General features: G+C 67.9%; 14 protein-coding genes and 1 other RNA gene. 2 read left to right on the forward strand and 13 right to left on the reverse strand.

The genetic code is table 11. From position 1 onward, the window contains the following. Nucleotides 1-22: 22 nt before the first annotated feature. Both Q5H92_RS06030 and Q5H92_RS06035 read left to right on the forward strand, forming a co-directional pair. Nucleotides 23-1,306 carry a PQQ-dependent sugar dehydrogenase gene (locus tag Q5H92_RS06030; protein WP_305010595.1) on the forward strand — a complete coding sequence of 428 codons (1,284 nt, stop codon included), beginning with the start codon at nt 23-25 and terminating at the stop codon, nt 1,304-1,306. A 9-nt stretch (nt 1,307-1,315) separates the two neighbouring features. Next, nucleotides 1,316-1,762, forward strand: a complete 447-nt coding sequence (locus Q5H92_RS06035; protein ID WP_305010596.1) for a c-type cytochrome — start codon at nt 1,316-1,318, stop codon at nt 1,760-1,762. Nucleotides 1,763-1,939: 177 nt separating this feature from the next. Here the strand turns inward: Q5H92_RS06035 and rnpB are convergent. The 13 genes from rnpB to Q5H92_RS06100 all read right to left on the reverse strand — a co-directional run bounded on the left by rnpB (nt 1,940) and on the right by Q5H92_RS06100 (nt 22,340). Then, nucleotides 1,940-2,352: RNase P RNA component class A (gene rnpB / locus Q5H92_RS06040), an RNA gene on the reverse strand. Nucleotides 2,353-2,458: 106 nt separating this feature from the next. Next, the gene (locus tag Q5H92_RS06045; protein ID WP_305010597.1) at nt 2,459-3,223 is read right to left on the reverse strand and encodes a carboxypeptidase-like regulatory domain-containing protein; all 765 of its coding nucleotides are present in this window, start codon (nt 3,221-3,223) and stop codon (nt 2,459-2,461) included. Nucleotides 3,224-3,450: 227 nt separating this feature from the next. Then, nucleotides 3,451-5,313 (reverse strand): M1 family metallopeptidase, encoded by a 1,863-nt coding sequence (locus Q5H92_RS06050; RefSeq protein WP_305010598.1) that lies wholly within the window; start codon nt 5,311-5,313, stop codon nt 3,451-3,453. Nucleotides 5,314-5,487: 174 nt separating this feature from the next. Further along, nucleotides 5,488-7,686 (reverse strand): RCC1 domain-containing protein, encoded by a 2,199-nt coding sequence (locus tag Q5H92_RS06055; protein ID WP_305010599.1) that lies wholly within the window; start codon nt 7,684-7,686, stop codon nt 5,488-5,490. 210 nt (nt 7,687-7,896) lie between these two features. After that, entirely contained in the window at nt 7,897-8,817 is a 921-nt protein-coding gene (locus tag Q5H92_RS06060; protein ID WP_305010600.1) for a metallophosphoesterase, read from the reverse strand. Between the two features lie 176 nt (nt 8,818-8,993). After that, complete coding sequence (locus Q5H92_RS06065) at nt 8,994-10,991, reverse strand: histidine kinase (RefSeq protein WP_305010601.1); 1,998 nt, start codon at nt 10,989-10,991, stop codon at nt 8,994-8,996. A 248-nt stretch (nt 10,992-11,239) separates the two neighbouring features. Further along, nucleotides 11,240-13,249: a tetratricopeptide repeat protein gene (locus Q5H92_RS06070; RefSeq protein WP_305010602.1), complete on the reverse strand. Its 2,010-nt coding sequence runs from the start codon at nt 13,247-13,249 to the stop codon at nt 11,240-11,242. A 145-nt stretch (nt 13,250-13,394) separates the two neighbouring features. Beyond that, entirely contained in the window at nt 13,395-14,027 is a 633-nt protein-coding gene (locus tag Q5H92_RS06075) for a hypothetical protein (protein WP_305010604.1), read from the reverse strand. 543 nt (nt 14,028-14,570) lie between these two features. After that, a complete protein-coding gene (locus Q5H92_RS06080; RefSeq protein WP_305010605.1) occupies nt 14,571-14,876 on the reverse strand; it encodes a hypothetical protein in 306 nt (101 codons plus the stop codon). A 199-nt stretch (nt 14,877-15,075) separates the two neighbouring features. Then, nucleotides 15,076-18,951, reverse strand: a complete 3,876-nt coding sequence (locus tag Q5H92_RS06085; RefSeq protein WP_305010606.1) for a beta strand repeat-containing protein — start codon at nt 18,949-18,951, stop codon at nt 15,076-15,078. Nucleotides 18,952-19,096: 145 nt separating this feature from the next. Further along, nucleotides 19,097-19,774: a response regulator gene (locus Q5H92_RS06090; protein ID WP_305010607.1), complete on the reverse strand. Its 678-nt coding sequence runs from the start codon at nt 19,772-19,774 to the stop codon at nt 19,097-19,099. Between the two features lie 213 nt (nt 19,775-19,987). Next, the gene (locus Q5H92_RS06095) at nt 19,988-21,217 is read right to left on the reverse strand and encodes a Smr/MutS family protein (RefSeq protein WP_305010608.1); all 1,230 of its coding nucleotides are present in this window, start codon (nt 21,215-21,217) and stop codon (nt 19,988-19,990) included. A 178-nt stretch (nt 21,218-21,395) separates the two neighbouring features. Next, nucleotides 21,396-22,340, reverse strand: a complete 945-nt coding sequence (locus Q5H92_RS06100) for a DUF2279 domain-containing protein (RefSeq protein WP_305010609.1) — start codon at nt 22,338-22,340, stop codon at nt 21,396-21,398. Nucleotides 22,341-22,519: the final 179 nt, after the last annotated feature.

Genomic DNA, 22,519 nt, shown 5'->3' on the forward strand with positions numbered 1-22,519 from the left:
CGTGACACTCCAAAAAACATCCATGAAAATCAATCCCACCCGTCCGCTGCTGCTCGCGGCGGCCTTGGCCAGCAGCTTCGGCCTTTATTCTTTAACCAGCCGGCCCAGCGCCGTGACGGCCGACCCCAACAACGCCGGCCTGAAGCTGCCCGCCGGCTTTGGCGCGCTGGTGGTGGCCGAAACCGGCGCCCGTGCCCGGCATATCGCCGTCACGCCGCAAGGCACCATCTACGTGAAGCTGAACCGGGCTAAAGACGGCAAGGGCATTCTCGAACTCAAGCATACGGCCGGCGGCAAGGCCACCGTCACGGGTGGTTTTGGCAGCTACGGCGGCACGGGCATCTATGCCAAAGGCAACTATCTGTACGCCTCTTCGGATGAGGACGTGTACCGCTACAAGCTGGATGCGAAAGGGGAGGTGACCAACCCCGCCCAGCCCGAAAAAATCGTGTCCGGCCTGCTGAACCGGGGCGAGCACGAAAGCAAATCAATTGTGCTCGACAACGCCGGCAACCTTTACGTGAACGTGGGCGCCTACTCCAACTCCTGCCAGGAAAAGGACCGGGAGAAAGGCTCGATGGGGCGGCCGGGCTGCCCAATTCTGGATTCGGCGGGCGGCATATGGCAGTTCCGGGCCGATAAGGTGGGACAGACTTACGGCACCGGCACGCGCTTCGCCACGGGCCTGCGCAACGTGGTGGGCCTCGACTGGAACGCGCAGAGCAACCAGCTTTTCGTGATGCAGCACGGCCGCGACCAGCTGCACGACATCTTCCCGGCCCTGTACGACACCAAGCAGTCGGCTGAGCTGCCCGCCGAGTGCCTCTACGCCCTCACCAAGGGCGCTAATGCCGGCTGGCCCTACCTGTACTACGACCCGGTGAAGAAGCAGAAAATCCTGGCCCCCGAGTACGGCGGCGACGGCAAGAAGCTGGCCGACGCCAAGTACCTGGACCCTGCCGCCGCCTACCCCGCCCACACCGCGCCCGACGGCCTGTTGTTCTACACCGGCACCATGTTTCCGGCCAAGTACCGCAACGGGGCATTCATCGCCTTCCACGGTTCCTGGAACCGTGCGCCTGAGCCCCAGAAGGGTTATTACGTGGTGTTTCAGCCCTTCCAGAACGGCAAGCCCAGCGGCCCGTGGGAAGTGTTTGCCGACAACTTCGCCGGCTCGGCCGAGAAGGTGGCCAGCGGCCGCGCCGACCACAAGCCCTGCGGGCTCGCCCAGGGGCCGGATGGTTCGCTGTACGTGTCCGACGACAAGGCCGGCACCATCTACCGCATTGTCTACAATCAGAAATAACCGTCTTTCGTGAAGAATATTTGTGTCCTGCTGTCCCTGTTGCTGCTGAGCAGCGGGGCTGCTTTTGCCCAGAAAAAACCGGCCGCCAAAGCCCCGGCCAAAAAGCCCACGGCCGGCGTGTCGCCTGCGCTGCTGGCGTCGGGCAAGGCCATCTACGCCCAAAATTGCCTGAGCTGCCACCAGGCCGACGGTGGCGGCGTGGACGGCATGAACCCGCCCCTGACCAAAACCGACTACGTGCTGGGCGACAAACCCCGCCTGATAGGCGTGCTGCTCAACGGCCTAAAAGGCGTGGAAATCAATGGCGAGGAATACCGCAGCGTGATGCCCGCCCAAACCCACCTTACCGAGCAGCAAATGGCCGACGTGCTCACCTACGTGCGCAACAGCTTCGGCAACAAGGCCAGCGCCGTGACGGTGGGCGAGGTGAAGGCCGCGCGGGCGGCCAAGAAGTGAGGTCAGAAAAAGAACGCCATGTCGAGCATGCCGAGACATCTCGCGTGCCGAAGTAATCAAATCGATTGGTTTACTACCCCACGCGAGATGTCTCGGCAAGCTCGACATGACGTTTTTTAGTCTCGATATGCAAAACAAAAAAAGGCCCTTCCCGCGCGGAAAAGGCCTTTTTTGATTAGTGGTGATGGGTCTGTAAGCCGGGTTTTGTCCGCGGCCGAAGCCACTGCCCCACCATTTATCTAGGCCAGTCCTCGCGGAAAGGCTCCATCAACCTACCCGCTGGCGCCGGACGAGCCGCCCGGTGCCGATGCGGCCGAAGCCGCGCCGGCGTACCAGCTTATTTGGTCTTTCAACCCCTGAGGTTTACCCAGCCGGGACGGTCACCCGCCCGCTGGTGCGCTCTTACCGCACCTTTTCACCCTTACCGGCCGCCCGAAGGCGACGTAGGCGGTAATTTTCTGTGGCACTGGCTGTCCTGGTTCGCATTATACTCGCCAGTCCTTCCCGTTAGGAAGCAGGGTGCTCTGCGTTGCCCGGACTTTCCTCGTCGCCCGTCTTGCGTTGGGCGCCGCGGTGGGGCGACCCATCACTGCGGGCAAAGGTACAACGTCGGGAATGGCGGGCCGTCCGAGTGCAAAAAAAACCAGCCGGCCGGGCCAACTGGTTTTTTGGGGAAAAGCGGCTGGGCCGCTGCGCTTAGAAGCCCACGTTGCTGAACGTGCCAGTGGTGATGGTGCGCGTCCCGCTTGCGCCGCCGCTCCGGGGCTGAGCCACGGCGCTGAACGTGCCCGAAGCCCGCCGCGGGTTCGTGCTTACCGAAGTGATGGTGACGGTGCCCGTGCCCCCCGAGACGGTGGTGTTCCATTCGGCCAGGCCGGCGCCCGCGGCCTCTACCACGCTGATTTCCGAGGTGCTGCCTGCCCCGCCAAACGTGTAGGTGCGGGGACCGGTCGGCACCTGGTCTAGGCTGAGCGATACACCCCGGGCGCCCACGCTGCTGCTGCTCTGAATGACCAGCGAGCCAAACAACACGTTGGCCGTGACTAGGTTGGCCGTGGTGGCGGTGCCGTTGATGGTGTAAGCCAAGGTAGCACCGCCCGAGCTGCTCGTCGTGGCCGTGACGGGCGTGGCCGTGGCCGTGCCACCCGCTGTCACCGTCACGGTTTGCGTGGCCGGGGTCGCGTAGCCCGTGGCCGGCGTGAAGCTCAGCGTGTAAGTACCAGCGGCCAGATTGGAAAAGGTGTAGGCCCCGCTGGCGTTGGGGGTGGCCGTGGCGGTGGTGGCCGGGGTGGCCGAGCTGGTGGCCGTCACGGTCGTTACGGAGTTGGCGGGAGAAATCTGCCCGTTCACCGTGCCGGTGGTGGGGGTGGGGTCTGTCTTCTTGTCATCGCCGCACGAGGACAGCACAAGGGTAGTGGCAGCGAAGAAAGCCAAAAAGAGAAATTGGAAAAGGTGTTTCATGAAGGGGTTTGAGGTGGTAAAAAAAGATGATGTTGAAAAAAACGAATAAAAGTAAGCCAGAAATGCCGCTGAGTTGCCGAAGCACAGAAGCCGCTTGTTTCAAATGAAAGCCACCGGCCGGGATGCCCGCGCACGCCGGCCGGTACGCGGGTAGTTCGGGAAGGATGCCCCGGAATGCTGGCGCGCCCGCGTGAGTCTTGCCTGCTGCGCTTGCTCGGGCCGGCGGGCTATTTCCCTTCCCACACATTATCCTTCGGGAAGCTGTCGGGCACGAGGGTGCTGCCCAGTGTCACGCGCTTCAACTGCTGCTTGGTGGCGACGGGCACCGTGACGGTCGGCGCGCCCGACTCCCAGACGGCAATGCTGCGGTGGATTTTCTGGGTCGAGTTGTCGGCGAAGGTGAGGGTGAGGTCGACGGGGACGGGCTTGCGGCCGTGGGCGGCCACGGTGAGGTCGTAGCCGGTGGCGGTTTTATTCACGCTGGCGATGGCCAGGTCGGGGTAGCCGCCGTCGAAAAACCAGCGCTGCCAGAACCAGTTCAGGTTGCGCCCGGCGCCGGCGTTCATCGAGTTGAAGAAGTCGTAGGGCAGGGGGTGCTTGCCGTTCCAGGTGCGGATGTATGTGTGCAGGGCCTTCGTGAACAGCTCATCGCCGAGCAAGTCCTTCACGTAGAGGTAGCCCAGGGCCGGCTTGGGGTAGGAATTGAGGAAGAAGGCGCCGCCGTTTTGCTGGGTGCTGGGCGTGACGATGGGCAGGTCGCCCTCGGCGCCGGCGTTGTCGGCGTAGGGCTTGATGCCGTAGTTGTCGTCCAACTTCTGGTCAATCATCGAGGAAATTAGCCACTCGCCGATGGTGGCCCAGCCCTCGTCCATCCAGCCGTACTTCGTTTCGTTGATGCCCATGTAGAAGGGAAACATCGTGTGGAAGATTTCGTGGTCGGTGAGGGTGATGGCGTCCTCGCGGGTGTCGGTGGGGTTGTCGTTCACCATCATCGGGTACTCCATCTGGTCGAGCCCGTCGAACACCGTTTCGTGGGCGTAGGGGAAGGGCCACTTCGGGAACTGGTAGCTCATAGCCTCCACCGTGCGGCGGCTGAAATCGATGACCTCCGCGTAGTCCTTGTGCTTGGGGTTGTACACGGCATCGACGCGGGTGCGGCGCTTGGTGGCGGGGTCCACCACCAGGCTGGTGCTTTGCCACACGTAATGGTCGGCGGTGGCAAACACGAAGTCCGTCACGTTCTTGGCCTCGAAACGCCAGGTGTTCTGGTCGGCCTGCGGGGTAATGTCCTTGCGGGCCAGGTCCTCAGCGCTGATGATGGTGCTGATGGCGTCCCTCTGCTCAGCTTCGCGCAGGCGCTGGGCATACTTGGGCGTGAGCGCCTGGGCGGCGTTGGCAAGGTCGCCGGTGGCCCACACCACGAAGTTCTTCGGCACGGTGATGGCCGCCCGGAAGTTGCCGAAGTCGTTGTAAAACTCCTGGTCGCCGGTGTAGGGCACCTTGTTCCAGCCGTCGAGGTCGTCGTACACGGCGATGCGCGGGAAGAAGTAGGCCACAAAATCGGCGCCCGGCTCAATCTCGCCGGTGCGCTGGTGCGAGCCCTTGTTCAGGATGTAGGAGTACGTGGCGCGCACGGTGGCCACCTGGTGCGGCCCCAGCGCCCGGCGCAGCGCCACCGGCAGGTTGGTGGCATTAATGGCCAGCTTGTTCACGTCAAAATTCTCGCCGTTGATGGTCAGATTGAGAATCTTAACGCCCTCGCCAATGTCCTCGGGCGCAAAGGCCTTGCTGCGCGGGGCGCCCTTCTGGTAGAGGTTGGGGTAGAGCTTGAACCAGAGTTGCCGGAGCGAGTCGGGGCTGTTGTTGAGGTACTGAATGGCCACGGTGCCGGCCACGCGGCGGCTCACCGGGTCGAAGTTTACGGCCAGGTCATAGTCGGCCGAGTTCTGCCAGTACTGGGGGCCGGGCAGGCCGGTGGTGGCGCGGGTGCCCTTGGCGTAGAGGGGCTCGAAGTTGCGGGGCAGGGGCAACTGGGGCTGGGCCAGGGCAGCAAAGGGGAGCAGCAGGAGGGCAGCGGGGAGGAAACGCATGAGGCGGGGGAGGCAGGAGTTGATAAAGCACAAAAGAACGTCATGCAGAGCGCAGCGAAGCATCTTTACCGCCACCACTAATCCTTTTGATTGCGTTGCGCGGTAAAGATGCTTCGCTGCGCTCTGCATGACGTTCTTTCTTTGCGTTGCAGGTCAGTCCCAGTGGAGCCGGGCCTACTTCACCTGCATCGGCACGGTAGTCATCATCGGCAGGCCGAGCTGGCCCGATTCGTTACCGCCCCACATCCAGAGGGTGCCGTCGTCGCGCACGGCCACGCTGTGGGTGTTGCCCGCGCTCACCGCCTTCCACCGCTGGTAGCGAAACAACTTGACGGGCTGCGGCCGGGCCACGGTGGTGCCGTCGCAGAGCTGGCCGGCGCCGTTGTCGCCCCAGGCATAGAGGGAGCCGTTGGTGTCGAGGGCCAGGGTGTGGGCGTTGCCCTGGCTCAGGGCGCGCCAGCTCCCGGTGGCCGGGGCGGGCAGCGCGCGCAGGGCGTGGCCGGTATCGGTGTAGGCGTCGGCGGGGGCGCGGCCCCAGGCCCAGAGGGTGCCGTCGGGGCGCAGGGCTACGAGGTGGCCGCTGCCGAGGTAGGCGGCCTGCCAGGCGGTGCCGCGGTCCAGGGCGGTGGGCTTGGGGTAGTGCGGGGCGGGGTCGGCGGGGTCGCCCTGCGGGTTGAGGCCCCACACCCAGAGGCTGCCGTCGGCGCGCAGGGCCAGACTGCCCATCGCGCCGGCGCTCACGTGGCGCCAGTTGTGGTCGTGGCCTACCTGCCGGGGGGTAAAGCTGGGGTCGATGTTGCCGTTGCCGAGCTGGTGCTGCTCGTTTTCGCCCCACGCCCAGAGGGTGCCGTCGTCGCGCACGGCCAGTGTGTGCAGGAGGCCGGGGCTCGCCGCCTGCCAGCGCATGTCGGGGCCGATGGGCGTGGGCTGGTGGCAATCCGCCTTTTCGCCCAACCCGAGCTGGCCCGCGAAATTGGCCCCCCAGGCCCAGAGGGTGCCGTCGTCGCGCAGGGCCAGGCTGTGGGCCATGCCGGCCCAGGCGGCGCGCCAGCCGCCGTGGGGGCGCACCTGCACGAGGTGGGGCCGGTCGGTGGTGGTGCCGTCGCCGAGCTGGCCGTAGCCATTGTTGCCCCAGGCCCAGAGGCTGCCGTCGGTCCGGATGGCCAGCGTGTGCATGCCGCCGGCGCTCACGTGGCGCCAGTCGCTGCTGCTGCTGGGCTGCAGGAGGATGGGGTTGGCGTTGGCACCCAGCAGGGTGGTGCCCACCTGGCCCTGGTCGTTGTAGCCCCAGGCCCAGAAATCGCCGTCCGCGCGCAAGGCCACCGAGTGGGCCGCCCCGGCCCCGAAAGCCTGCGCATGCCAGTTGTTGGTGGGGCCGTCCCACTTAGCGCTGGAGCCCACCAGCACGGGCGCGTAGCGCGATTCGGTGGTGCCGTCGCCGAGCTGGCCGGTCTGATTCATCCCGAAGGCGTAGAGCTGGCCGCGGCCGGGCGCGTCGTGGGGGCCGTGGCTCAGGGCCAGGGTGTGCTGGTCGCCGGTGCTCACGTTTTGCCAGCTGCTGCCGGTGCCCACACGGGTGGGGCGGGCATAGATTTGCGGATGGTCGAGGCCGAGCTGGCCGCTGCCGTTGTGGCCCCAGCCCCAGAGCGCGCCGTCGGGGCTCACGCCCAGCGAGTGGTAGAGGCCGGCGCTCACGGTGCGCATCCGCACGGCCCCGAGGGGCACGGGGTGCGGGCGCGACTCTTCGGTGCCGTCGCCGAGCTGGCCCGCCTCGTTGTGGCCCCAGGCCCACACCTCGTCGTTGGTGCACACGGCCAGGGTGTGCCACAGGCCGACGCTCACGCTGCGCCAGTTCGTGGCGGTGCCCACCCGGGTGGGGGTTTGGTGGCGAATGGTGTGGTCCGGACCCAGCTCGCCCAGGAAGTCGTGCTCGTTGTAGCCCCAGGCCCAGAGCGTGCCGTCGGCGCGCACGCCCGCCGAGTGGGTGTCGCCGGCGCTCACGCACTGCCAGTCGGTGGCGGTGCCGATTTGCACCGGCTGGTGGCGGGTTTCGCTGCTGCCGTCGCCGAGCTGGGAATAGCGGTTCTCGCCCCAGGCCCAAAGGGTGCCGTCGGCGCGGATGCCCAGGCTGTGGCTGGTGCCACCCGCCACGCTGCGCCAGTCGGAGTCCTGGCCCACGCGCACGGGCTCGTTGCGCGGGGTGGTGGTGCCGTCGCCGAGCTGGCCGTAGCTGTTGCCGCCCCAGGCCCAGAGGGTGCCGTCGGCCCGGATGGCCAGCGAGTGAAAGCGGCCGGCGGCGGCATAAAAGGCGCCCGTGGGCAGCAGGGGCAGGGCGTGCAGCAGGGGCGCGGCGGCGGGGGAGGCGTCAGGCATGGGCAACAGGGAAAAGGAGTGAAAGGGGTGGTTCGGAAGTCAGCAGGCCAGTCGAACGACGTAGGGGCGGGACTTGCCCCCGCCCGGGCGTTCGCACCTCAGCCCTTTGGTTGCCCAAAATTGCTGAAGTGGCGCAAATAGCCGGGCGGGGGCAAGCCCCGCCCCTACATCGTTGGGCTTCGCGGCGGGCCTAAAGGTATTGGCATCAACCTACACGCGTACCAGCCCCGCCGGCGTGAGCGTCTGCTCGCCGTGCCAGCGGTAGGCTATCAGCTCGCCGCCTTTGGCCACGCTGTAGTCGAGGCAAACCGAGTGGGGCGTGAGCAGGCGGGGCTCGCCGCGCAGCCAGTAGTGGCCGAAGAAGACGGGCGTTTCGTCCTGGTAGTAGCTTTTGTTGGGCAGGGCGGCCACGTCCACGGGCTGGCCGGCCAGGGCCTCGATGGCTTCGAGGTAATAGTCGTCGTAGGTGGCAGCGGCCGGGTCGCGCCACCAGGCGGTGCGCATCTTGGTGCGGCGGTGGCCGTCTTTGTCGAAGAAGTGGTGGTCGCCGGGGAGGTCGGTTTCGTGGCCTTTGAGGGTGATTTCCACCGCATCCAGCTCGGCCGAGCCTTTGCGGCTGGCCCGCAGCAGAAACTCGGGCGTCAGGCGGTCGTCGGGCAGCCACTCGCGCAGCTGGGCAATGTAGCGGGCATCCCAGCAGGCGTGCACCACGCGCAGCCCGGGCAGCTCCAGAAACAGCGGCAGCCGCATGAACCACCCCAGGTAGTCGCGCCACTCGGCAAACAGCTCCTTGCTGCTGAAGGCGCGAATGGTTTCGAGGTGCTGCAGGATGTGGTGCGGCAGGTGGGGCCGCAGGTGCCCGCCGCTGGGGTCGAAGGTCCAGAAGTTAAGCGCGTTGAACTCGTGGTTGCCCATCACGGCCAGAGCCGCGCCGCCGTCCACCATGCCGCGCACGATTTGCAGCGTCTCCCGGATGGCCGGGCCGCGGTCGATGAAGTCACCCACAAAAATGACCTGACGCCCGCCGGCGTGGCGGAACACCCCAGTGGTGTCGGGGGCATAGTCGAGTTGCTGCAGCAGCTGGCGCAGCTCCACGGCGTGGCCGTGGATGTCGCCGATGAGGTCGTACATGGGGAGGAAGGTGGGAGATGGGGAGGGGAAAAACACGTCATGCCGAGCGCAGCCGAGGCATCTCGCGTGCAATAGTAAACCCGACAATTGGATTACGATGGCACACGAGATGCCTCGGCTGCGCTCGGCATGACGTCCCGAATGTTCGGCGGCTCAAACCTGCCAACACTGCCCGCCTACCCCGGCAGGCACGCCACCACACCAAACCCAGAGGCTTCCGCCACGAAGTGCAAGGCCCCGCCCACGGCCTCGGCGCGCTGGCGCATGTTGGCCAGGCCGTGGCCGCCGGGGCGGGCGGTGGCGGCGGGGCCGGGGGCGTCGTCGCGCACGCTCAGGCAGAGCTGGCCGGCCTGCTCGGAAAGGCGGACCGTGACGCGGGTGGCGCCCTCGGCGTGCTTCACCACGTTGTGCAGGGCTTCTTTGTAGATGAGGTAGAGGCTCTGGCACACGGCAACGCCGGGGTGCAGAGCGGCGGCGGCGGGGCTCACGGCAAAGTCGACGGCGAGGTGGGCGGCGGCGAGGACTTCGTGGGCGTGGTCGCGCATGTGGGCCAGCACCTCGGGCAACTCGGCCGAGGACTGGTGCAGTCCCCAGACGACGTCGGCCATCTGGCGGGCGGCGCGGCGGCTGGTGTCGCTCAGACGGTTGAGGCGGGCCAGGGTGGCTTCGGGCGGGGCGGGGGCTTCGCGCAACAGGTCGGATTGCAGACTAATTTGGGTGAGCAGCGCCCCCACGTCGTCGTGCAGGTCGGCGGCCAGCTGGGTGCGCAGGGCCGCGTCGTGGGCGGCGTGGCGGCGGGCCGTGCGGCGGCGGTAGCGCCAAAACAGCCCGCCGGCCCCCAGCAGCACCGCCAGCACCAGCGCGCCAATACCAGCCAGCTGGCGCTGGGTTTGCAGCCGTTCCAACTCCTGCTGCTGGCGGAGCAGGCGCTCGCGCTGGCGCACCACGTTCAGCTCCATCTGGGTGCGCGAGCGGGCGGCGCGGGCCTGCACGGCGGCCAGCCGGCGGCGGTTGTCTTCGCCCCCGATGCTGTCGGCGTAGGCGCCAGCCAGGGCCTGGTACTGGTAGGCGGCGTGGCCCTGGCCCAGGCGGTCGTGGGCCTGGGCCAGCACCTGGGCCGCGTCGCGGGCCTGCGGGCGCAGGTGGCTGGGCCGGGCCACGGCCAGGGCACGGGCCGCGTAGGCACAGGCGCTGTCGGCGCGGGCGGGCAGCCAGGCGCGGGCCAATAGCAGGGCAGCCCGCGCCTCCTGCTCGGGCCGGCCGGCGGCGTGGGCCTGACGCAACAAGGCCTGGCCGGCCTGGCGGACGGCCAGGTACTCGCCCAAGAATTCGGTCATCTCGGCCATGCTAAGCTGCATGTCCAACAGGCCGGGCTTATTGAATACCACCGCGTAGCCGGCCAGGGCCTGGCCATAGTGGTCGCGGGCGGCGCGCCACTGTTGCTGCTGGCGGCTGAGGTCGCCGGCCACCTGGTGCAGGTAGCCGGTCGAAACCAGGTCGTGGGCGGCGGGGGCCAGCGGGCGGGCCTCGTCCACGTAAGCGCGGGCGGTGGCGTACTCGCCCAGGGCCAGCTCGATGCGGGCCGCCAGTACCAGCTGAAACAGCAGCACCCGCGGGTTGCCCATGGTGCGGGCCAGGGCCAGGCCATCCAGGCTGGGGCCAAGGGCGGCGGCGTAGTTGCCCTGTTCCTGGTAAATACGGGCCAGGTTGTAGTACACCCGCGTCTGAGTGTAGCGGTTGCCGGTGCGGGCGGCCAGGGGCAGCGCCAGGCGGGCGTAGTAAATGGCCGAATCGTACTGGCTATGCGCGCGCTGGTAGTAGCTCAGATTGAACAGCGCCTCCAGCAGCCCGCGCTCAAAGCGCAGCTGCCGGGCCAGCCGCAGCGCCTGCCGGGTGAGCAGCAGCGAGGTGTCGGCCGCGTTCACGCGTAGGGCAAAGGCCAGGGTGTTGAGGCGGCTCACGCGCTGGGTGTCGGGGCGGGTGTCGTGGGCCAACAGGCGGCCCAGGCTGTCGCGCACCACGGCCAGACGCTTGAGCGGCAGCGGGGGGCCCTGGGCCCGGGCCGTTCCGCCCAGCAGCAAACTCAGTAGAAGCAGGCCAAAGCCGGCGGCCCGACACCCTAGGACAGCAAACGAACCAAAGCGGGGCAGACGGCTGGGTAGAACAGATACCATAAATACGCGGAGGGGCCGCAATGATAAGCGAGGAACTCTCCGTCGCCGGTTGGGGCGAACCCAAGGTGGAGGGTTCCGGCCAAACAACCTTGATTAACGAACAAGCAGACCGGGCAGATTCCATGAAAAGGAATACCGGGGACAAAACCCAGGCGAGCGGCAAGTTTTACCCCGCCAATAGCCGCCCCTGCCCAGCCAAAGGAGTCCGGTAAAGCAGCCCAACGATGCCGTAGGGAAGGGGACTGCGCTTATGCCGGCATGCAGACCACCACGCCAAACCCGTTGGCTTCGGCCACGAAATGCAGGCTGCCGCCCGCGGCCTCGGCGCGGCGGCGCATGTTGGCCAAGCCGTGGCCGCCCGGGCGGACGGTGGGCGCGGGGCCGGGGGCGTCGTCACGCACGCGCAGGCAGAGCTGGTTGCCCGTGCTACTCACGCAAACCGTCACTTGCGTGGCGCCCCGGGCGTGCTTCACCACGTTGTGCAGGGCTTCTTTGAAGATGAGGTAGAGCGTCTGGCACACGGCCACGCCGGGGTTGAGTACGCTGGCTTCCTCGCTCACGGCAAAATCGACGGCCAGGCCCTGGGCAGTCAGCACCTCGTGGGCGTGGTCGCGCATGTGGGCCAGCACCTCGGGCAACTCGGCCGAGGAGGTGTGCAGGCCCCAGACCACGTCGGCCATCTGGCGGGCGGCGCGGCGGCTGGTGTCGCTCAGACGGTTGAGGCGGGCCAGGGTAGCTTCGGGGGGGGCGGGGGTTTCGCGCAGCAGGTCGGATTGGAGGCTGATTTGGGTGAGCAGCGAGCCCACGTCGTCGTGCAGGTCGGCGGCCAGGCGCTGGCGCAGGGCCGCGTCCTGGGCGGCCTGGCGCCGAGCGGCCCGCCGCCGGTAGCGCCAAAAAAGCCCCCCGCCCAGCCCGCCGGCCAGCAGCGCCAGCCCGCCCAGTCCCATGAGCGTGCGCTGGGCCCGTACCTGCTCCAGTTCGCGGCGCTGGTCCTGCACGAGGGTTTGCTGGGTGAGCAGCCGAATCTGGGCCACCTGCTGCTGGCGCTCCTGACCGTATTGCAGCAGCGCGGCGCGGCGATGGGTGTTGTCACCGGTCAGGCTGTCGTGGGCGGTATTGTATTGGCGCAGGGCGGCTAGGGCCGGGCCGTAGGCGCGCTGGCGGTCGTAGGCCTCGGCCAGCACGGCGCTGGCTTCGGCCACGCCGGCCAGCAGGCGGGCCTGCCGGCTGCCGGCCAGGCTCTGGCGGCCGTAGGCAATGGCCGGGCCCACCTGCCCGGCCCGCAGCGCCAGGCGGGCCAGCAGCGCCTGGGCCAGGGGCACCTGCAGTGGCAGCTGGGCTGTTTGCAGCTCGGCCAGCACCTGGCGGCCCTCGGCGGCGGCGGCGGGGTACTGGCCCTGGCCTTCGCGCAACAGGGCCAGGCTGAGCTGCTTGGCCAGGGCGTAGGGCGTTTCTTTAATCTGGCGGCTGATGGCCACGCTGCGGGTCAGGTACTGGCGGGCGGCGGCCCATTGGTGCTGCTGGCGGTAGATTTCGCCCAGCTCGCCCAGGGCCCGGTTCATGCGGTCGGGGTAGTCTTTAACGGCGGCCACCTGCCGGGCTTCCAGCAAGTAGTGGCGGGCGGTGGCGTAATCGTTTACGCGGGCATGGAGGGTGCCCAGGTCAATCTGGGCATCGGTGTGGAAGCGACGGGTGTTGCCGGTGGTGGCCAGGTCCAGCACGCGCTGGTGGTAGGCCACGCTGGCGGCGTAGCGGCCCTGCTGCTCGGCAATGCGGCCCAGCCGGCCCAGGCAGCGCACCACGCCGCCCAGGTTGTGGTCGAGGCGGAATTGTTTTTCGGCGGCCGGCAGGTAGAAAGCCGCCGAGTCGTAGTGGGCCAGCTGGGTGTGGTAGTCGGCCAGGGCCAGCAGCATCTCGGCCCGCACCTGCGGGTAGGGCAACTGCCGGGCCAGGCGCAGCGCCGCCTGGTGCAGGGGGTAGGCGGCGGCCACATCGCGCACGGCGGTGGCTTCGGCCAGCCGGTCGAGCAGCACCGCATTGGGGAGCGTGGGACGGGGGTGGGCGGGAGCTTGGGCCTGCCAGTAGGCCAGGGGGCGCTCGTGGGCGGCGGGCAGGCGGCGGATTTCGCGCAGCCAGGGCGTATCGTCGGCGTCAATCCAGCGGGTAGAATCGGCGGGCGGGGCGGTGGCGGCGCACCCGGCCCCGCCCGCCAACAGCCCCAGCACCAACAGCAACGCACGAATAGCCAAGGCAGACACAGGGGGATACAAATGGGCGACGGGGCCGCGTGCCCTCCCCAATAAACGCAAAAATACGCCCGCGCAGCCGTTGCGCAGGCGTATTTTGGGCAATGATACGGACGAGCGACGGCTTTTGCCCGGCCAAGCGGCTTGCCCGCCCGGCCTAGGCGTGGCTGCCGCCGGGCACCAGCAGGGTGTAGGTGGCGCCCTGGGCGCTGGCCACCTCGTTTTTCTTCAGGTAGTAGGCGTAGTAGTCGCGCTGCTCGGCCACGGCGGGGTCTACGTTGGGGCGGTTGTCGAAGTAGGGCAGGTGCGTGACGGTGGCCAGTAGGGTAAACGCTTTCTCGCCGGTACGGCAGCACCAGATTTGTACGGCATCGAAGCTGCGCTTCAGGCAGCCAATGCTGGGGTGAATGCCGTCCATCTTCACCTTGAGCACGGGGGCCTCGGCGGCCACGCGCTCGGCAGGCTTGCCGGCCGTGGTGTTCAGCTCCAGCAGGTCGAGCACCTCGGCCGGTACATTCATCGTGTTCTTGATTTGCTTCACGCCGGCCCGCACGGCCGTCGCGGTCAGGGCTTCTTGCTCCACCAGGTTGCGCTGAGCGGTGTCAAGGGCCTTCTGGGCGGCATCGCGGGTGCCAAACAAATCCAGCTCGGCCTGGGCCGCGTCGGCGGCTTCCTTGAAGGTGCTGGCGGGCAGCTTCATCAGCGTCGTGGCGTCGGCAATGTTGTCGACAAAGTTTTGGAGAAACAGCCGAAGCTCGGCTTCGCGGCGGGGGTACCAATCATTGGTCATGGGGCAGGCATAAAAAATGAAAGAAAAAGATTTTTGCCCGAAGGCTGCGCCAAAAGTAGCCGAGTATACAGCACTGCATTACACGTAGAAATACCTGATTCTTAAGGACTCCGTATTTTTACCTGGTATGGTCCCGCCCCGGGCTCAGCCGGCCCGAGGGTATGGGCACCGGGCGGGTTTGTGCCCGTTCCTGCCTTTGCATTCGGTCATCACCAGCGCTTCCCAGTCAACAGTATGCTCCCCGCTTTCAGCCCGGAGTCCCTCGCCCGCAACCGGGGCTCCCTCGCCCACAACCGGGGTCCCCTCGCTTCTAATCGGGAGGCCCTCGCCCGCAACCGGGACCCCCTCGCCCGCAACCGGGCCCCCCTCGCCGCAAACCGGGACCTCCCGGTTTGAAACCGGGGCTTCCTCGCTACAAGCCGGAGCACCCTTGCCGGATGCAAGGAAACCGTTGCACACAAAAAGGCCCCCAGCCAACGACTGAGAGCTTTTTACCGGGTCCATCACAACATCCAACCAAGGACAGACTACTGTTGTACCCCGTTACTCTGCTGCCCCGCGCCTGGCACGCAGGCCGGCGCAAACCACCGCCGCGCCCGGCGGCAGCCCGCCGGGCCGGGCCAGCACCGCCGGCCGGCCGGAAGCGCCGGCCCAGCGCATCCGGTGGGCTGGTGCCAGGGGCAGGCCGGCGGTGGGGAGTATATCAACGGCCGCGGCCACAGCCGGGCGCGGCGGCACCGGGCCGCCCGGGGCCGCGCTGCCGCCATCGCCCGGCCGCCGGCCGGCCCAGCTGCCTAGCAGCAACAGCACCAGCAGCGGCAGCACGCGGAGATAAGAACGGTTAAGCACAAGCACGCAAAAAAAGAAACCCAGCCAGTCGGTCGCGCGCATCGGGCGCGGGCCGAACGAAAGCACAAAGGTCCGGCCCAGCCCAACGCGGCGGTATGACATAAACATGTCATATTTCAGCCCCGGCCCCCAAACAAAAACCGCCGCCGCCCGGGACGGCGACGGCGGCTTGGGCGGCCCTGATGACCCCAGCGGCTGGTTACTCCACCGTGAGGCGGACGGCCTTGGGGCCCGCCCGCACCACGTACACGCCCGCCGGCAGCCCGGCCGGCAGGGCCAGCCTGGCCGTGCCCGAAGCATCGGCCGTGGCCGTCGTCACGGGGCGGCCCAGCGCGTCAACCACCGTCACTGCCGCGCCGGGCGCCGCGCCCGTGAGGGTGGCCGCGCCGCCGTGGGCGGGGTTGGGGTATAGGCTCAGCCCGGCAGCCGCTCCCGTCAGGCCCACCGTGCGCACGGGCGAGTAGCTGAAGCTGCCGTCCGCGTCCACCTGCCGCAAGCGGTAGTAGAGCGTGGCCGCGTCGGCGGGCAGCTTGGCATCGAGCAGCTCGTAGGCGCGGGCGCTGCTGCTGTTGCCGGCGGCGGCCACCGTGCCGATGCGGGCGAACGCGCGGCCGTCGAGGCTGCGCTCCACCTCGAAGCGGGCGCTGTTCTTTTCGGTGGCCGTGGCCCAGGCCAGACGCACGGCGGCCGGCCCGGCGGGCGTGGCGGTGAACTGCGTTAGCTCGACGGGCAGGGGCGCGGGGGCGGGTTCGGTGAGGCGAGCCAGCACCAGGGTCTGGCTGCCCGCCGGCTGGGCGAGGGTAGTGGGGCCGAAGGTGGCGGCCGGCACCACGGAGCCCCCCACGTACACCTGTTGGCCGCTCACGGCCACGCTTAGGCCCTGGTCGCCGCTGGTGCCGCCGCCCACCTGCGCCCAGTTGTAGGTGGCGCTGGTGGTGTTGTCGGTGTACTTGGCCAGCAGCACGTCCTGGCTGGTGGCCGCGCTGGCGCCGGGCACGGCCGTCAGGCCGGTACCGTCGCGGGCCGAGCCGTCGCTGCCAAAGCGCACGGTGCTGGCATCGCTCAGGTCGTTGGTGAGGTAGCCGGTGACGTACACGGCCGTGCCGCGCACGGCCACGGCCTGGCCCTGGTCGGTGCCGACGCTGCCGCCCACCTGCACCCAGGCCAGGCTGGCGCTGGTGGTGTTGTCGGTGTAGCGGGCCAGCAGCACGTCGGTGCCGACACTAATGCTGGTGCCGCGCACCCGGGTAAGGCCGGTGGCAAAAGTGGCCGCGCCGTTGCGGCCCAGGCGCACGGCGTTTTCGTCGGCAAAGCCGTTGGCGATAGCGCCCGTCACGTACACGGCCGTGCCGCTCACGGCCACGCCCAGGCCCTGGTCGGTGTCGTCGCCGCCGCCCACCTGCACCCAGGCCAGGCTGGCGCTGGGGCCGGCGTCGGTGTAGCGGGCCAGCAGCAGGTCGTTGCTGTCGTCGCCGCCGATGCCGCGCACGGTAGTCAGGCCGGTGGTGCTGGTGGCCGTGCCGTCGCTGCCCAGGCACACGGCGGCGTCGTCGATGGAGTTGTTGTAGATGTAGCCGGTCACGTACACGGCGCTGCCGCTCACGGCTACGGCATTGCCCTGCTCGGAGAGGGTGCCGCCGCCCACCTGCGCCCAGTTGTAGGTGGCGCTAGTGGTGTTGTCGGTGTACTTGGCCAGCAGTATGTCCTGGCTGACATAAGCGCTGGCACCGCGCACGGTAGTCAGGCCGGCGGTGGTGGTGGCCGTGCCGTCGCTGCCCAGGCGCACGGTGTAGTTGTCGTCGAAGTCGTTGGCGATAGCGCCCGTCACGTACACGCTGCTGCCGCTCACGGCCACGCCCGCGCCCTGGTCGCTGCCGGTGCCGCCGCCCACCTGCGTCCAGGCCAGGGCGGCACTGGGGCCGCTGTCGGTGTAGCGGGCCAGCAGCAGGTCCTGGCTGTTGGTGGGGCTGGTGCCGCGCACGGCGGCGGCGGCGGCGGTGGCGGGGCGGTTGTCGGCCAGCGTCACGCCGCTGGCGTCGGCGAAGGTGTTGATAATATAGCCCGTCACGTACACGGCGCTGCCGCTCACGGCCAGGCCCTGGGCGCGGTCGTCTTCGGTGCCCCCGCCCCGGTAGGCCCAGGCCCAGGTGCCGCTGGCAGGCTGGTACTTGGCCACAAACAGGTCTTGGCTGCCCGCGCTGCTGAGGGTGATGCTGCCAAAGGCCACCTGCCCGGTGAAGTAGCCGGCCACCAGCACCTCGCCGGCGGCATTGGCGGCCGTGGCCGTCACCACGCTGGTGCCGCCGTTGAGGGTGGCATCTACCCGGGCCCAGCTGCCGGTGGTGCCGGCATCGGTGGCCGTGGCCAGCACGGCCCGGTTGCCCACGGTGCCCAGCAGCGGCGAGTTGGTGGCCGCCCCAAAGCTGGCGCTGGGGCTGCTGCCCACGTAGCCGCCCACGTACACGGCCGCGCCGCTCACGGCCACGCCCGCGCCCTGGTCGGTGCCGGTGCCGCCGCCCACCTGCGCCCAGCCAAAGGTGCCGCCGCTGGCGCCGGGGTCGGTGTACTTGGCCAGCAGCACGTCGTTGCTGCTGCTGGTGCTGGTGCCGCGCACCTGGGTGAGGCCGGTGGCGGTGGTGGCCGAGCCGTTGCTGCCCAGGCGCACGGCGTTGTTGTCAGCCAGGTCGTTGGCCAGGTAGCCGGTCACATACACGGCCCCGTTGCCGACGGCCACGCCCGTGCCCTGGTCGGTGCCGCTGCCGCCGCCCACCTGCGCCCAGTTGTAGGCGGCGGCGGTGGTATTATCGGTGTAGCGGGCCAGCAGCACGTCGTTGCTGCTGGTGGTGCTGGTGCCGCGCACGGTAGTCAGGCCGGTGCCGTTGGCGGCCGTGCCGCTGCTGCCCAGGCGCACGGCATTGCCGTCGTTGAAGGTGTTGGTGAGGTAGCCCGCCACGTACACCGTGTTGCCGCTCACGGCCACGCCCGCGCCCTGGTCGGTGCCGCTGCCGCCGCCCACCTGCACCCAGGCCAGGCTGCCGGCGGTGGTGTTGTCGTTGTAGCGGGCCAGCAGCAGGTCGTTGCTGCTGGTGGTGCTGGTGCCGCGCACCTGGGTGAGGCCGGTGGTGCTGGTGGCCGTGCCGTTGCTGCCCAGGCGCCCGATGTTGACGTCGGCGAAGTTGTTGGTGAGGTAGCCCGTCACGTACACGGCGCTGCCGCTCACGGCCACGCCCGCGCCCTGGTCGGTGCCTCTGCCGCCGCCCACCTGCACCCAGGCCAGGCTGCCGGCGGTGGTGTTGTCGGTGTAGCGGGCCAGCAGCACGTCCTGGCTACTGGTTGAGCTGGCGCCGCGCACGGTAGTCAGGCCGGTGATGGTGGTGGCCGTGCCGTCGCTGCCCAGGCGCCCGGTGTTGCCGTCGGTGAAGTTGTTGGTGAGGTAGCCCGTCACGTACACGCTGTTGCCGCTCACGGCCACGCCCGCGCCCTGGTCGCTGCCGGTGCCGCCGCCCACCTGCGTCCAGGCCAGGCTGGCATCGATGGTGTTGTCGTTGTAGCGGGCCAGCAGCAGGTCGTTGCTGCTGGTGGTGCTGGTGCCCCGCACGGTGGCGGCGGCGGTGGCGGCGGGGCGGTTGTCAGCCAGCGTCACGCCGCTAGCATCGGCGAAGTTGTTGGTGAGGTAGCCCGTCACGTACACGGCGCTGCCGCTCACGGCCAGGCCCTGGGCGCGGTCGTCGCTGCTGCCCCCGCCCCGGTAGGCCCAGGCCCAGGTGCCGCTGGCGGGCCGGTACTTGGCCACAAACAGGTCTTCGGAGCCCGCGCTGCTGAGGGTGATGCTGCCAAAGGCCACCGTGCCGGTAAAGTAGCCGGCCACCAGCACCTCGCCGGCGGCGTTCACGGCCGTGGCCGTCACCACGCTGGTGCCGTTGGTGGGGGCGGGGCTGCCGCTGGTGGCCCCGGCCCAGGCGGGGGCCTGGGCGCGGGCCGCGCCCGCCAGCACCATCGCCAGCAGTAAAACAACGGGGGCTGCCAGGCGCAGCAAGCGGGCCGCGCGGGCGGCCAAAGCGAAGAAGTGCATCATACGGAAAAGGGGCGCGCCGGCCCCCGGTGTAAAGCGCGGGGCCGTGCGGCCCCCGGACAATAAGACGGACGAGGATAATTCGCACAAAGGTCCCGGCCCCGGCCTCGCGGCGGTATCGCATGAACGTGTGGTTTTGGGCGGGTGCCTAGCCGCGCTGGCGCTTCAGCGTCTGGGCCATCAGCTCGGCTTTGGAGTTGACCTGGAGCTTGCGGTACACGTTGCGGATGTGGCTGCGCACGGTGTCGAGGCTGATGTAGTGGCGCTCGGCGATGAGCTTGTAGCTGAGCCCGTCTTCGATGCCGCGCACAATTTCCAACTCCCGCGCCGTGAGGGGCTCTTCGGGCAGCAGGTTGGCGAGCGGAATGCCGGCCGGCGCGGGCTGCGGCGACTGCCCCAGAAACGCCTGCACCACGAAGCGGGCCACGCCCGGGCTCATGGGCGAGCCACCGGCCGCCACCTGCAGCAGGTGCTCCTTGAGCTGGGCCAGCGGCGTGTTCTTGAGCAGGTAGCCCACCGCGCCGGCCCGCAGCGCCTCAAACACCCGCTCGGCATCGGCGTACACGCTCAGCATGAGCACCTGCGCATCAGGCAGCTGCGCCTGTATAAGGGGGATGCCTTCGATGCCGGTGAGGCCGGGCAGGCCAATGTCGGACAGAATGAGCTGGGGCGGCGCGGGGGCGGCGGGCAAATCCCACAGAAACGCCTCCACCGATTCGGAAATGAGCACGCAGCGGAACTCGGGCTGGGCGCACAGGTACTCGTGCAGCGTTTCGCGGATGGCAGCCTGGTCTTCGATGATGGCCAGGGCGAGGGGGAATTGCATGGGGCAAAGGTCCGCGTCAAAACCATACGGCGGTATGACATGAACATGTTGTTTTTCGAGCCGGCGGTGGGTTGTCTGAATTAAAAAAGCGTTTGTCATCCTGAGCGCAGCGAAGGACCTTATCATTCCAGAACAAACTGTTCCTACGTGATAAGGTCCTTCGCTGCGCTCAGGATGACAAACGCTTCTTAACCCCTCGGATACCCTAAGCTGCTACTTCAGCCGCACCAGCGTAGCCCCGAAGCCGAACTTTTCCTTGCGGGCATCCTCGAAAAACTTGATGTCCTTGTTGCGGCTCAGCTGGCGGTGAATTTCCTTGCGCAGCACCCCGTTGCCCATGCCGTGAATGAACACAATTTCGTGCATGTTGGTGGCCAGGGCGCGGCTCAGCGTATCCTCAAACGCATCGAGCTGCAGGCGCAGAATGGCCGTGTTGCTCAGCTCTTCCTTGTTATCCGGCCGCAGCGCTTCGAGGTGCAAATCGACCTCGTGCGGCGGGGCCACCACGGGCGCGGCCGGGGCCGGCGTGGCGGCCGCTACCACAGCCGCCGGCTTGGCCGGCGCATCGCCCGAAAGCTGGGCCTTGAGGGCGGCGGCATCCACGCCGACGGGCTTGGCGGGAGCGGCAGGAGCCGGCGTGAGGGCTTCAGCGGCCAGTTTTTCGGGGGCGATGGCAGCGGCAGCTTTCTCATCCAACTGGAAGAGGTAGGCGTCTTTGCCAATCACCGGAGCAGGCTTCTGACTGCCGTAGAACGTGCTGGCTTTGAACGCCTGGCGCTTGTTAAGCAGCTCATAAGCCGCGTCGCCGTTGAGCTTGGTAGGCAGCAGCTGAAACACCACGGCCGGCCAGGTTTCGAAGTCCTTGAGGTGCAGGAAGGAGAGGGGCTTGGTGCTGGCTTTGGGGCCGAGCTTGTCGGCGGCCAGGGCACGGTAGGGGCGGGCGCTGGTTTCCTCGCCATAGGTAAACAGCACGTCGGCCTCGGTGTTGTTGATGAGCGTGACGCCCAGCAGCTCGGGCGACTGGTGCACCAGGGCCAGAAACAGACCTTTAGCGGCGGCGGGCTGCTTGGCACCGGCCGCGCTGGGCCCGCTACTGCCGGCCGGCTTGGCCACGCCCTTGCCGCTGGAGGCCACGGCGGCCAAGGCTTCCTGCAGCGAGGGCTGCACCGGCTTGGGTGCGGCGGGCGTGGCCGAGGGGCGCTTGGTATTGTCTTTCTTGCTGGCGTTGGCGTTGCGGCCGGGCGCTTGGCCGGGGCCCAAATCGGGGGCGGCGCGGTCGAAGTTCTTGCCTTCTTCCTGAGCCACTACCACCACCTCGCGCCGCAGCACGGGAATGGTAAAATCATTGTCGATGGCCACTTCCACCAGCTCGCTGTCGAGCAGGCGGGTGACGATGCCTTCTTCGGTGCCGGTCAATAGCCGGACTCTGTCTCCTACGTTCATAATGCTACGGGTTTGCGCCGGGCAGCGCGGTTCTCAGGGAAATACGAGACTGCGGCCGTGACCGGACGGATTCGTCAAAAGTAAGCCCGGTAGGCGGGCCGTAGCGCAAACTTGCAGTTCGCGTTCCGGACCGGCATGTGGCGCGGGGACGCAAACCAAAAGTTCGCGCTACATATCGCTACATGTAGAGCCCGTGGAAACCAAAACCGTTGCGCGGGTTGTATTCCAGCGCCGGGGCCGGCAGGTGAAAAATGCTGAGCGTGTAAAACACCTTTTTGAGCAGTGGGCTGCGGGTGGGGATGCGGCGCAGGTCGATGTCGACCGACAGGTAGAACTGGCGGTAGGGGCGCAGGCCGGCCGCGGCGTTGGTGCCGTCGTCGTTGTACACCATGTCCTGGCCGCCGTAGCCCAGGGCAGGCTGCAGCCAGCGCGGCCAGCGGTTGCCGGGCCGGAGGAAGGCGCCCACGTCGGTGCAGAGCCAGTAGGTCTGGCCGTTGTAATCTTTCAGCCAGCGCTCCACCACGGTTTTGCCCAGCACGTTGGGACGTTGCTTGGCGTAGCTGGTGAGGTGAAACGACCATTTGGGCATGATGCGGATGTCGTGCCAAGCCAGCTGCTGGGCCAGTAGCGCCGATGAGCCCAGGAAGTTGGCCGCCAAATCGGTGGCCGAGGCACCGTAGGCCGGGTCGAAGCCATCGAGAATTTCGATGGGGCTCTGCACCACGAAGCCCACAAAGGAGCCGTACCAAATGGCTTTTTTCTCGCTCAGGCCGGCCCAGCGCAGCATATCTACGGCGCCCCGGCTTTCCTGAAACGCCCCCCAAAAGTGCCCGCATTTATCCAGTTGCTGCCACTCAGGCAGGTCGTTGAACCAGTGCAGCGGCACCCGCTCGCCGGTGTACCAGGAGGTAGTGAGTCCGGTGTAGAGCACGCCGTAGCTCAGGGCCGAGCCGCCCACCACCAACCGCAAGCGGTTCTTGCGCTGACGCATATCAGCGTCCAACTCGCTCGCGGGGTCTTTCCCCGAAAGGCCGGCTAGCACTTCACGAGAAGCAATTGTATCGGGCTGGATAACCGGGGTTTGCGTGGCACCAAGCTGTGGATAAGCGAACAAAGCCAGCAAGCTTACTAGAATCCTCGGCCGCAACGGAACAAAAAGTCGAGAAATTAGCGTCATAAGGGCCCAAAGTTGCTCGCAAAGGTAGGCCGGCCGCCGCGCTCACTCGGCGGCTAGGTTGTATCTTGCGCTATCGATTGCACAACTGCTCCGCCATCGATTGCATAGACACTCATCAGGCTTCT

It is taken from the genome of Hymenobacter mellowenesis (assembly GCF_030581005.1).
Taxonomy (GTDB): Bacteria; Bacteroidota; Bacteroidia; order Cytophagales; family Hymenobacteraceae; genus Hymenobacter; species Hymenobacter mellowenesis.